This window comes from Marinobacter sp. L-13 (assembly GCF_056857715.1).
On record NZ_JBSXNQ010000027.1, the window covers coordinates 1 to 12,508 of the forward strand.

Here is a 12,508-nt window from a genome sequence, read left to right on the forward strand (position 1 = left end):
ATCGGCTCACGGTTTACGCTCCACGCTTCCTCCCCACGGTCGGTCACCCTTCCGCAGTTGCGCTTCACTTCGTTCGCTGTGGCCAGCTCACGGGAGGACTTGCACCTCCAGGAGTGCGCCCGTGCCGGGCGCACCAAAAAAGGGAAGCCGAGGCTTCCCTTTTTCTTTGCCTGAAGTTCCGTGATTGCGTCAGGTGCTGGCCAGCTTGGCGCCCATGGCCACGAAAAACCCTCCCGTCAGGCCGTTCAGCGTTCGCTTTACACGCGCGTTTACACCAAGACTCCGAAACGTAACCACCACCCAGGCCAGACCACACTGCCAGAGCATTGCCAGCAGAAAATGCACACCGGCCAGCATCAGCGATTGCTGAAAGGCGTTGCCTGCCGGATCCACAAACTGTGGCAGCAAAGCCATGTAGAACAGGGCGGTTTTGGGATTAAGAACGTTGGATAGCAGGCCCTCACGAAAGGACACCGCCAAGCCAACCTTCCGGCGGGCGACCGCTACGTCCTTTGCCGCAGGCGCGTCACCCCGGCGAAGGGCCTGGCGCAACGAACCGATGCCGAGCCAGACCAGGTAGCAAGCGCCGGCCCACTTCAATGCAGAAAATGCCCAGGCGGTTTCCACCAACAGGAGGGAGATGCCCAGCGCCGAGAGCGTGGCATGAATGAACAGGCCGCTACAGATGCCGACACTGGTCACGCACCCATCCCGCAAACCGCCCCGGCCGGTATTACGCATCACCAGCAGGGTATCCACACCGGGCGTGATGGTGAGCAATGTAATGGCAACCAGATAGGCCCAGAACAGATCCGATATCAACGTCATGCCCTCTCAAAATCCTGAACGAAACCTTCCCCGGGGCCCTGCCGACAATCTCAGACTCAGGCCTCCTGCTGGAGAATCTTACGCGCAGCGGCGGACTTGTAAAATGGCGCAAGCCGCCGACGAACCAGGGCCTCAACATAGCCCTCTTCACGTAACACGTCTATAACCGGAATTGCGTAGGCATCTATCTCCGCCATAACAACCTCACGGCTTACCCCCATATCGCCCAGCAGGTCTGTAAGCGGGCGCTCGCCATATTTGTCGAACAGGTGGGAAACCACGGCCCGGGCACAGTTCTCAAAGTATCCGGTCTTGCGAAACTGCAGCCAGAACTCATAGCCAAGCACCACAAACTCCTGCAGCTGCACGTCTCCGAGCCCCTCGTGAAGCTCGGCAATGGTGCGATCCTCCAAAGACACCCAGGCGGCCATCACACTGTCGCGCAGCTCCTCATCAGACAGGGCACTGTGCAGGAATTGCTCACTGCGGCTGATCAAACCGGGCAGGCTGTCAGACAACCAGGCTTTCAGTCGACGCTCAAAGGTTTCATCCAGCCCCGGCACCGCCCGGTTGGCCATCCGCTTGCCAAATTTCATCATCGAACCAACGCCCGGCACAGACTTGGTGATCAGGTTATCCTCGTACAGGTAGTTCACCAGGCCGTGGTACACCACATTGGACACCAGCTCCTGATAGACCGGGTGCGCCATGATCTCGCTGATCACCCGTTCACGTTGCTGCCGGAGCTCCAGAGCTTCCTCCAGAAAGCCCGTGGCCTGTTCGCGGGTGATGATCTCGCCCAGGGTGGTCTTTGACTGCACATCGGCATTGAGCACCTCGGTGGCCATCTCCGCAGCCAGTTCCGGAATGCCTGCATCCAGTTCCATGTCCATAACGATACGCTGGATAACGCCCATCACCTGCTCTTCCGAGGTTATCCGGCCAAGGGTTATCTCGCCGGCATAATGCCAGAGCTCATCGAGCTCCTGCTCCAGGAACTTGCGCAGCTTTGCGCCCTTTAGCGAAGCCAGCTCATGTTTCACATGCTGCTCAAGCAGTTGGTTGGCGAGATCCGTTTTGCCTTTGGTCATGGCGTCAGTTGTCCTGTTGAAGAAATGAAACACACAGGCCAGAGGCTAACACGAACGAAACGCTGGCAGGTTTGCCAAAACTACAGGTGGAGAGGCGCGGCCGGGCCAGTATGATTCAGTCACGCACTCTGAGAAGGAGTTACTGAAAATCGTTGAAGGTGTGGGGTTCCGCAGCAAGTGCGAGGCAAAGACTGCCGGGGCCAACGTAGATGCTGCTGGTAATCCCCATCTGGGAGAGCAGCAGTTCCACACCATTGCGTTCGCAAGCATCGCGCAGTCGGTTGAGCCCGGGCAAATCCTCGATCTCCGTCCAGGTAAGACCACAGGACAGGCTTACATAGGGTGTCAGAAGCCCGGCTTCGACACGGGCAGCGGCATAGTTCATCACCTTTTCCACGGCCACGTCGAAACTCCGGGTTTTGGCCGCGGGCTGGCCCTCGGCCCCTTGCCCGAAGATAACCGGCGTAATGTTCAGTGCTTTGCCCAGGAAGGCAACCAGCGCCGATACACTCTTGTCGCCACGCCGCCGTGCCCGTTCACGGATGTAGTGCAGATCCCTCGGAATGACGCAGGTGTAGATCTTGTCGCTGAAGGTTTCCACCTCATGGCGCAGGGCATTCTTGGACACATTCTGGCCGATCAGCTTGAGCGTGTGGGCTGCCAGCAGGCCCTGGCCGGCAAAAATCTGTTTACTGTCGATCACACGCATAAAGAACCGGCCATCACGACCGGCGGCTTCCCGCGCACCTTCGTAATTCGCCAGGACACTGTTCATAGCCTCGGTGGCATTCTGGAAAATCAGGCTTCGGGATTTCGTGACCGTCTCGCAGATAGCAATATCGAACTGGGTGACGATCTTCTCCATGAACAGATCGTGTATCTGCTCTGCGGTGAAGGCGCGGGTTTCCGCCTGATGTCCTTTCTGCAACAGGCCGCTCTGATAGAACTCCTGGGTCCGAACCGGATCATGCTTGTCTATGTAGGTCTGGCCATCGATTACAGCGGTTACCGGCAGCACGAACAGGTCGTGCTTGCGGCTGAACTCATAGGGTAAGTCGCACGCAGAATCGACGATCAAACCAACTCGCATGGTGGGCCTCCAGCTCCGGGTAGCTTCTCGAACGGAAGCCCCCTTTATTGTCGTTATTCTTTGTGCCGCACAGTTTTACACACCGCGATCAGAATTTCAGCAACCCGGCCCTATCGTGCTGCCGATGTCATATCCAGCTCACGGAGATTCTGCTCGAGCAGTTCGCGGTTATCCTGCTGCCAGGGGTGAAAGCCTTTACGGAAATACGCCAGGAATTCCGGCAGACACTTGCGGAGCACTCCGGGCTTGCCCCAGAGAAAATTAAACCCGCCAACCCAGGTGCGCAGGCTCCAGAGTTTGCCATCGGCCTTCAGCAGGCTACAGGTGTTCAGGAAGGTGTACTTGAAGAAGTTCCAGGTCACAAACAGGAAGACGATCCGGCGCAGCCGCTCGTTGCCGACACATTCCCGGTAAACATCAAAGGCAACGGATTTGTGTTCGGTTTCCTCGATGGCGTGCCAGCGCCAGAGCTTTGCCATGGCCGGGGTAGCCCCTTCCATCCATTCGGGGTGACTCAGGATGGCGTTGGCCAGTACCGCCGTGTAATGCTCGGCACCGCAGGTGCCCGCCAGTTGCCGGCTCGGCGGAAGTTTGCCAACCCACGCCATATGCTTCTCGAACCGCCGGTCGAGGGCATCGATATCATAGCCCCGCGCCTTCAGAGCTTCGTTGTAGCTCTTGTGCTCCCGGCTGTGCAGCGCCTCCTGGCCTATAAAGCCGCGAATTTCCGCTTTCAGCTTGGGATCCTCAATCTGGTCCCGATAGAGTCGCACGGCATTAATGAATTGCTGTTCGCCATCAGGGAACTGCAGGGAAAGGGCATTGAAAAACGCGGTCCGGAAGGCATCGTTGCCGTGCCAGAGCGTTTTCAGATCTTCACTCACATCGAACCGCATGTGTCTCGGCTCAACAGACACCCCCTCTGGCGTGGAGCTGATGGTCATGGCGGCCTCCTGTCATCGGCATTTTGTTCTATGTGTTTTTCACCACGGATGTTCTTTGACCAGATCTGTGAGTGTAACTCTGCCTGACTTCAAACAGGAAGGCTGTCCTAGAGCAAATCAGACAACTTGTCACAATATGACAAGCTGTCACACACCTGTCAGCTCTTTGTCTTCAGGCAGAATCCCCCACTCAATAAACATCCTCCAGATACCGGCCTTCCGCTCTCAATTGATCCACATCCATGCGCAAGGGCCTGAGAATCTCCTCGAAAACCTGTTTCACCCCGGCGGCCATGTCCCTGCCGCCACACACCAGAACCTGGGCACCGGTATCAATCATCTGCTGCAAGGCGGTCTGATCCTGCCGGAGCCTGTCCTGCACGTAGGCCCTTTCATCGGATCTTGAGAACGCGGTACTCAGCCCCGTTAGCCGGCGATCCTCAAGGTAGTGTCCCAGTTCCGGTTGATAGAGAAAGTCCGAATTCGCACTTCGCCCGCCCCAGTACAGGTACATGGGGTTACGGGCGGTGTTTTTCCGGATAAATCCCGTCAGCGGGCCGATCCCCGCACCGGCACCAATCAGAATGACGGGCACTGTGCCAGTGGCCGGGCGAAACCCCGGATTCTGGCGAATGAAGGCCTCAATACTGTCACCCGGTTTCAGGCCATGCAGGTAACCGGAGCAAAGGCCACCGGGCTGTTTGCGAACGCAGATCTCAAACACACCGTCACTGGCCGACGAAGCCAATGAGTAAAACCGCGCATCCTGCCCCTCCTGTGGCGGCAGGATGCCAAGCAGGTCACCCGCCTCGAACACTGGCAGGCTATTGCGGCCAGACCGGGAAAACCAGCACCGCCATCTCTGCCCCGCGTCTGCCAGCCGGAAGCGCAGTATGCTGGTCGGTGCCTGCACTGCGAGCCCGTAATCCACACGTCCTGCAAGCTCCAGCCGGAAGGTGCGCGGTGGGACCGGATCATGGCTCAGGGAAAGCTGAGCCCCGATCGCAGTGCCAAGCCGGTCACCCCACTCGCTGAACCGGGCAGCGGAGCAGCGGTCAATCAGTTCAACGGGCTGTATCCGGCTCAGCCCCTTGCCGGCGAGCGCTTCATCGACCTCCAGAGCAAACCGGCAGAAGTTCGGGAACTGACGGTCACCAAACCCCAGTACGGCATATTTCAGCGCGCTTCCGGCCCTGAAGTCGCGGAGTCGGTCCATGAATCGCCCGGCAGAGCCCGGCGCATCACCATCACCATAGGTGGAGGTCAGCACGAACAGCATGCCGGCCCTTGGATAGGAATGCGCCAGTGCATTCATCTCCGCGCAATGTACCCGATATCCCGCCTTGGTCAGGCCCGCCTTCAATGCCCGGGCAAAGCCCCAAGTAGCACCGGCCTCCGACCCCACAAGAACAATCACGTCGGCCTCGGCGGCAGCGGCATTGTCCTGGGTCTGTAACGACAACCGGCGCCGCTGCCACCAGATGATCGTTCCGGTCACCGACAGTGCCGGCACGGCCAGCGCGGCCACACCGAGGATCAGGCCCAGCCACCAGAGGCCCTCACCGGTATGCAACCTCATGATCCATTGCTGGACCACGCTGCCGGTGGACCGGGGCTGGAACTGCAGCAGCTCGCCGGTAGCCTGATCAACGAACCCGGAGCCCCCAGTGGTGGTCAGGGAGTACACATCCTGAGGGTCATCCGGATAGGGAAACACGAGTTCCCGGAGATCGTTAAGATCAACCTGTGAGAGCGCCTGAAGCCGATCCACGGGACGGGGTTGGCCCCCGGAAACCTCTGCCGGGAAACCTGGCCCCAGATCGGAGGCCTCGGGTATCAGGCCAAATCGCTGGGCTGACATGAAGCTGCCGGTCAGTGCCGACAGCAACAGCCCCAAAACCGCCAGCCGGGCCATTTCGGCGTGAACCCGTTTGCTGCCGGTGCCGGCCAACGGCCGCATCAATGCTCTCCAGCCACCGCTCCGACGGGCCAGCAATACCATGCCCGATAGGCAGACAAACAACATCAACGCGGCCGAGATGCCCGCTACCATCCGCCCTGGTGTATCCAGCAGGAACGAACGGTGCAGGTCCCTGATCCATACAAAGAACGCCGATGGCTGGTAGGCTCCCAGACGCTCGCCGGTCACCGGGTTGACCAGATCCGCCCCGGCCTGGCCATCCCGGCTGTAGTAAACAACCACCTGGCCGGAGAGGTCACGCACAATCTGTTCAGTACCCGGGTAGTTTGCCACCACCCGTCCTGCCAGCTGGGCAACGCTGGCCTCACCGGCAGGCGGAACCACTGCGCCGGCCCGGTCTAACGCCGGCGCGAGGGCCAGGATTGAACCGGTAACAGCAAGTGTCACCAGAAACACCACCGCAAACAGACCGGGCAGACCGTGCAATTTACGCAACATCAAACTTGCTCCTGGCTAACCATTAAAAATCGTAGCGGAACGAGCGAACGTAACCCCGCCCGGAGACCGGCTTGCCCGCGCCCTCGGTGGTCAGCGGTACCGACACATCGGCCCGGTTGTCCCGCATATCCTCAACCGCGGTGTCGACCAGGACTTCGTGGCCGCTGTCAATCAGCGTGTCATCAAGATCTAGGGTGATTTTCAGGGTTCGGCCGCTGGTGATGCTGGCGCCCGTCAGCCCGTCGTATTCTGCGGGGTCCAGCCTGCTGCCACGGGCCCAGCCGCTCAGATGCTTGTAGTACTTGGACTTTTTGCCGGCAACCCAGAGAGTTCCCTGATACGCACCGGACGCATCCGTCAGGTAGAGGGCCATGTAGGCGCCATCTCCGCCGTAGTCGAGTAACTCGGTTGTGAAGGTCACTTCACGAGCCTGAGCAAGAGCGGGCAAGGCGACTGAGACAGCCAGGCCCAGAGCAAGAAGAATCTTTTTCATACCGTACCTCTCCATACCGTACTTCCGGTATCACGTTGAATTACAGAAACAGCGGGTAAAACAATGGGGGGGTTATTCCACGGTCACTGTCGGGCGCCCCTTGACGATGCCATTACGGGGAACCGGACGATCGGCCCGAGCCTTGTCCCGGGCCTGGCCGTCACCTCGGTCATCTCTGTTATCGTCTTCGTCTTCGTCGTCATCGTCTTCCCGCTCCAGATCCATCAGCTCGAAAGTAGCCGGTGCAAACGATGCCTCAGCACTAAAACCTTCCGGGGCCATACCCTTCACTTCATAACAACCGTCATCCACCTTGATGCGGTAAACCGTCCAGCCTTCTGACTCCAGTTTCTGACGCAACTGCTCCCGTGGCTGCCAGTCAGTCATCGGGTCATCACAATCATCGTCCGCCAGCACCGGCGCACTGAGGCACAGTAGCGCGAGGCTGATAATCACAGGTTTGGTTTTCATCGGATGTCTCCTGTTGAGTCCACACCATCTATTCTGGGGCGCAGACCTGACACTGGCCTGAACGCCCCGGAAATGATTAACGGAACTGGAAGGCTTCCTTATGGAAGCGTGACAAACGCAACGGTGCCGCCCGCAATCCCCGCTCCAGGGTCTGCCCCAGTCCTGCCGGGCCACAGAACCAGACTTCGGCCCTGGCACCCGAGGACTTACTGGCAGACAAGGCTTCTGCCGAAAGGCTCTCCCCCATGCTGCTGTCGTGAATCTGCAGCTTGATGCCCGGAAAGTCCTGGCAAAGGGCCTGAAGCCGCTCTACCACCGGGTCCTGGCCCGCGTTGCGGGTGCAGTAATGCAAATCCGCTTCGGGTTCGGGCTGGTTGGCGGCACTCGCCGCTTCGAGCCAGGCGAGAAACGGCGTGACACCAATACCGCCGGCAATCCAGATCTGGTGGGCCTTGCGATTTCTTCGGTTGAAATCGAAGCAACCGTAGGGACCTTCCACGGTCACCGGCTGACCCACCCTGATCTTATGGGCAAGGTTGCGGGTGAAGTCGCCAAGAGACTTGATCAGAAAAGTGACGCGGCCATCACCACCATCGGCACTGGCAATGGTGAAGGGATGAGAGCCTTCCAGCTTGTTGAACGTCACCAGGGCAAACTGCCCGGGCCGATGCCCCCGCCAGGCCTGGCCCAGGTCCAAAGTCACCTCGGTGATATTCGGTTCCGGGGTATCGATGGCTGAGATAGTGCCCTGCACCTGACGATGCCGACCGACTCTTCCGGCCAGTGAAAGCACGCTGGCAAGGCTGCCACCTGATAACAGGGCTGCCATCAGCCAACCGATAGGCTGCTGCCACCAGTCGAGCGGGGCCAGCCAGGCAGCATGGAACGCGAGCAGCAGGTAAAGCGCAGGCATTGCCCGGTGCAGATACCGCCAGTACCGATAGGGGAACTTACGCAACAGGGTAATCAGCAACATGGCGAACAACAGGTAAATGGCAAACTCGCCCACCTCTTCTGCCGCATCTCGCATGGCTTCGACCAACCCCGAATCGTGCTGGTCTTCGAGTCGACTGGCTCCACCGAAGATTGATTCGATGACATCGTCCCCCATCTCGATCAACCAGTGAGCCGCCGCGAAGGTCACCGCAAGAATGCCCGCCCATTTATGGGTTCGGTAGATCTTGTCCAGCCCACCCATGGGTCGTTCAAGCCAGGCCGGGCGTAGGGCCAGCATCATGGTCAGGGACAGTAAGGCGATGGATAACCAGCCGCTGAGCAAGAGGCCCTGATCATAGACGGACCAGGCCCCGCCCGATGTTGTCAGGCTCCATGCCCACAGGCCGGTAACCACAAGAATGAAAGGTAATATCAGCCGGATCATGGTGTCTCCTCTGATCAGTTCCGGGAATCGTCACGATCAGGCTAGCGCCGGAACCTGACAGCCAGCTGAAGCGGATCAGAAAACAGGGCCGATCCTTGACTTTTCAGGCTGCCGTCAGGTTCTGGCTGTAGTATCTTCGTCGGAAATTGCATCAGAGGTGAGCTATGCGGATATTGCTGGTGGAAGATACCGTGGGCCTGGGCGAGGCCGTGCGGGATCAGATCACCGAGGAAGGCCATGCCGTGGACTGGGTGGAGTCACTGAGGTTTGCTGAAGCAGGCTTCCGAACCACCACCTACGATTTGATTCTTCTCGACCTGATGCTCCCGGATGGCCATGGCCTGGATTTTCTGAAAACCATCAGAGCCAGCGGAAACAGCACCCCGGTGATTATTCTCACGGCGCGGGACCAGGTATCTGACCGCATTGAGGGACTGAATGCCGGTGCCGACGACTACCTGATAAAACCCTTTGATCTGTCCGAACTGTCCGCCCGTGTGGCTGCCGTCGCCCGTCGTTACAGAGGCAACCCGAATCCGCGGATCCAAGTGGGTAACCTGGAGGTGGATCTTCGCGATCACCGCATCCAGCGCAATGGTCAACCGGTGGAACTGACCGCCCGCGAGTGGGCCTTGTTTGAGGGCTTTATCCAGCGACCCGGGATGCTGCTTTCAAGGCAGCAACTGGAGGATCGGCTGTATGCCTTCGGGGCGGAAATCGAGAGCAACACCATTGAAGTCTATGTCAGCCGTATGCGAAAAAAGCTGGGGCGCGATGCCATCGTAACGGTCCGGGGCATGGGCTACCGTCTGGAAACCCATGAGTCGTAACCGCAGCCTGCAAAAACGCCTGGGCATTGGCCTCACCCTGGGAGCCACTCTCCTGTGGCTGCTGGGCGTTGCCGCGTCCGGGTTGGTGGCGCAGCATGAAATGAACGAAGTCTTCGACAGCGCCCTTGAGGAAACTGCGCAACGCATTTTGCCGCTGGCCGTTACCGACATCCTGAATCGCGATACCATTACCGGCAATCAAACCGCTCCTGCACTGAAAGAGCATGACGAGTACCTCACCTACGTGGTCAGGGATCGCCAGGGCAACCTTCTGCTGCAGTCCCACGATGCCAACCCCGATATCTTCGCGGAACTGCCCCGCGAAGGTTTCACCAATACCACCACCCATCGCATCTATGTTGCTTCGGCGGTCAACGACACCCTCTACATTGAAGTCGCCGAACCCCTGGCCCACCGGCGCGAAGCCGCGCTGGAAGCTGGCCTGGCTCTATTGGTGCCGCTGATTGTCCTGATTCCGGTCAGCCTGTTCGGGATCTGGTGGGTTGTCCGGTTATCCCTGCGCCCGGTGATCGAATTCCAGCACTCGATCGAAGCCCGGGGAGCCAGCGACCTCTCACCCGTGGACAAAGACGCGCTCCCTGAAGAGTTCGAACCAACAGCGGTTGCCGTCAATCGGCTGCTGGAGCGGCTGAATCGCGCGCTTGACGCAGAACGGAGTTTCACCGCCAACAGCGCTCACGAATTGCGCACCCCACTGGCCACGGCGCTGGCCAAAGTGCAACGGTTGAAAACACAGCTTGAGGATAACCGCCTGAGAGAGAATGTGGCCGAGATCGAAGAGGCGCTGCATGGCCTGTCCACATTGTCCGGCAAGCTGCTCGAACTTGCCAAGGCCGAAGGCGGAGGCGCACTTTCACAAAAACCGCATGACCTTGTGCCGATACTCGCGATGATCACCCGCGACTTTGAACCTCTGGCGCCTGGCCGGATTCGCCTGACTTTGCCGGACCATGAAGTGAACTCCTTCCTGGATCCGGATGCCTTTGCCATTCTGGCCCGCAACCTGATCGAAAACGCTCTGAAGCACGGCTCCATGCAACAGCCCGTCGACATAATCATGACCGACGATGGCAGCGTGAGAGTCTGCAACGGAGGCGACATCGTGCCTCCAGAACAACTGACCCTGCTGCGAAACCGGTTTTCCCGCTACGACACCAAGTCCGCCGGCTCCGGCCTGGGACTCGCCATAGCCGATGCCATTGCTTCGGGTGCTGGTATGACCCTGCATTTGCGCTCGCCGGCAACCGGACGGGCGGATGGTTTCGAAGCAGACATCAATGTAACCCATGCCGGCAGGGATTCTGGCCAGTGTACCTGACCTTGACCGACCTCATTCTGCTGACCAGTATTATTCAGGCGCTGAGTCTGGCCACATTCTTATTGCTTCCACCCAATAATCGACTGGTAAGCAACCAGCTTCTTGTTGCGACACTGGTTTTCTTCGCGGCCGGGCTTGGAGAGATTTTTCTCTACAGCAGCGGACTGGCGCTTGCACACCCCAATCTGGCGTACCTCGGCACCCTTATCGGGCTACTGCAGGCGGGCACGCTCTTTTTATACACCCGGGCTCTGATGTATCAGGATTTCCGCTTGCGTAAGGAGCATCTCGTTCACACCCTACTGTTCTGGGTCGTCGGTGCCATTTTCCTGATCGAGTACTATTTGCAGCCAACCGGCGAAAAACTCCGCATTCTGAACGAACGCGATCATCCGGGCGTGTTGACCTCGCCTCTGCTCGCTGTTGCCATTCACGCTGTTTTCCTCGGGTACCTGTACGCCACCATTCGCACCATCAACCGCTTCGGCCTCAGCCTGCGACAGGTCTTTTCAAGTATCGAAAACAAACAGCTCTCATGGTTAAGACTACTTCTGATTGGCTACGCAATAGCCTGGACAGTCAGTATGTTCTACTGCATGACGGCCCATGTCTTCAAAAGCGCACCGGGCGCCGATTGGGTGGCAGGGGCCGGCGCTGTTACCGGGTTTCTGTTTATCAACTTTTTGATGGTTAATGCGCTTCGACAGCCGGTAATTTTCACGGGGCTGGCAGCCGACCAGGCTGCGCTGCTGGACGACACCACAGTTCCTGAATTTGATCAGCACCTTAAACAGAAACTGGCACAGTTTATGGCAGAGGATAAACCCTATCTTTACTCGAACCTTACGCTGGAGCAGCTCGCTCAAAAAGTCGGAGCCCACCCCAGAGAGGTCTCCCGAGCGATAAACCAGGGGTTCGGGTGCAATTTCTTCGAATTTGTCAGTAGCTACCGCGTACAGGAAGCGAAGCGTCGACTGGCCGATCCTTCGGACACTTCCAGCATCCTGCAGGTGATGTACGATTCCGGCTTCAATTCCAAGTCCGTTTTCAATACGGCTTTCAAAAACAACACTGGTCTGACCCCCAGCGATTTCCGTCGCATGCACACTCGCAACGACAACAACCGCACCCAACCCTCATCGTGAGACCAGCCATGGCGTTCGACTTTGGATGCCCGCAAACAAGAACCTCCAACCCATTGGTTTATATGTCTTTTATGCCTACCACTTTCCAGGTCTGACTTCACGTTTGCGAACGATTCGCTGGGGCGTTTTCCCTAAGCTGGTTCCCAGGTTCCACCGAAACCGGAACTTGTCTCAATCACCAAAACGCGAGGAGTTATTGTCAAATCTGGTGTATGAGCATCAGGCGGCGTCTCTGCCGGATTGATCATCCACCCGTTCTCCATCCCGAAACTGAAGGTTATGCACGAGCAGCTCCAGTTGGTTAACCCCCTTGATCCGCTTCGAGAGTTTCTGGGCGGATTGGAGCAATTTAAATACCATCGATAAGGTAGTGTCGCGGTTGCCACAGGACGGGCTTCGCTTGGTCCTCAGCCTGACTGTGGCGAAGGTGGACTCAATGGTATTCGTGCTCGTCAAGTGAATCCACTGCGTTGCGGG

General features: G+C 58.4%; 11 protein-coding genes and 1 pseudogene. 3 read left to right on the forward strand and 9 right to left on the reverse strand.

Annotated elements, in window-relative coordinates; genetic code table 11:
- Window positions 1-189 precede the first annotated feature (189 nt).
- The 8 genes from AC13DD_RS01265 to AC13DD_RS01300 all read right to left on the reverse strand — a co-directional run bounded on the left by AC13DD_RS01265 (window position 190) and on the right by AC13DD_RS01300 (window position 8,717).
- On the reverse strand, window positions 190-828 hold the full coding sequence (locus AC13DD_RS01265) for a LysE family translocator (RefSeq protein WP_104270279.1): 639 nt from the start codon (window positions 826-828) through the stop codon (window positions 190-192).
- A gap of 56 nt (window positions 829-884) precedes the next feature.
- Window positions 885-1,919, reverse strand: a complete 1,035-nt coding sequence (locus tag AC13DD_RS01270) for a hypothetical protein (protein WP_008170543.1) — start codon at window positions 1,917-1,919, stop codon at window positions 885-887.
- 139 nt (window positions 1,920-2,058) lie between these two features.
- Window positions 2,059-3,009 carry a DegV family protein gene (locus AC13DD_RS01275; RefSeq protein ID WP_008170544.1) on the reverse strand — a complete coding sequence of 317 codons (951 nt, stop codon included), beginning with the start codon at window positions 3,007-3,009 and terminating at the stop codon, window positions 2,059-2,061.
- Between the two features lie 110 nt (window positions 3,010-3,119).
- A complete protein-coding gene (locus tag AC13DD_RS01280) occupies window positions 3,120-3,953 on the reverse strand; it encodes a metal-dependent hydrolase (RefSeq protein WP_092031524.1) in 834 nt (277 codons plus the stop codon).
- Window positions 3,954-4,143: 190 nt separating this feature from the next.
- Window positions 4,144-6,372, reverse strand: coding sequence for a PepSY domain-containing protein (locus tag AC13DD_RS01285; protein WP_092031522.1), 2,229 nt, complete (start codon window positions 6,370-6,372; stop codon window positions 4,144-4,146).
- A 22-nt stretch (window positions 6,373-6,394) separates the two neighbouring features.
- Window positions 6,395-6,865 carry a DUF2271 domain-containing protein gene (locus AC13DD_RS01290; RefSeq protein ID WP_092031727.1) on the reverse strand — a complete coding sequence of 157 codons (471 nt, stop codon included), beginning with the start codon at window positions 6,863-6,865 and terminating at the stop codon, window positions 6,395-6,397.
- A 72-nt stretch (window positions 6,866-6,937) separates the two neighbouring features.
- A complete protein-coding gene (locus AC13DD_RS01295) occupies window positions 6,938-7,336 on the reverse strand; it encodes a PepSY domain-containing protein (protein ID WP_092031519.1) in 399 nt (132 codons plus the stop codon).
- A gap of 76 nt (window positions 7,337-7,412) precedes the next feature.
- Window positions 7,413-8,717 (reverse strand): ferredoxin reductase family protein, encoded by a 1,305-nt coding sequence (locus tag AC13DD_RS01300; protein WP_092031516.1) that lies wholly within the window; start codon window positions 8,715-8,717, stop codon window positions 7,413-7,415.
- Window positions 8,718-8,881: 164 nt separating this feature from the next.
- Between AC13DD_RS01300 and AC13DD_RS01305 the strand changes: the two genes are divergently transcribed.
- From AC13DD_RS01305 to AC13DD_RS01315, 3 genes are read left to right on the forward strand one after another with little or no spacing between them, the layout of a single operon-like run.
- Window positions 8,882-9,547, forward strand: a complete 666-nt coding sequence (locus tag AC13DD_RS01305; protein ID WP_092031514.1) for a response regulator — start codon at window positions 8,882-8,884, stop codon at window positions 9,545-9,547.
- Window positions 9,537-10,886, forward strand: coding sequence for an ATP-binding protein (locus AC13DD_RS01310; protein WP_092031511.1), 1,350 nt, complete (start codon window positions 9,537-9,539; stop codon window positions 10,884-10,886). The genes AC13DD_RS01305 and AC13DD_RS01310 overlap by 11 nt, the downstream gene beginning before the upstream one ends.
- Window positions 10,877-12,031 (forward strand): helix-turn-helix domain-containing protein, encoded by a 1,155-nt coding sequence (locus tag AC13DD_RS01315; protein ID WP_092031508.1) that lies wholly within the window; start codon window positions 10,877-10,879, stop codon window positions 12,029-12,031. The genes AC13DD_RS01310 and AC13DD_RS01315 overlap by 10 nt, the downstream gene beginning before the upstream one ends.
- 219 nt (window positions 12,032-12,250) lie before the next feature.
- On the opposite strand, the pseudogene AC13DD_RS01320 reads toward AC13DD_RS01315, so the two are convergent.
- Window positions 12,251-12,508, reverse strand: a pseudogene (locus tag AC13DD_RS01320) (IS256 family transposase); the annotation flags it as partial.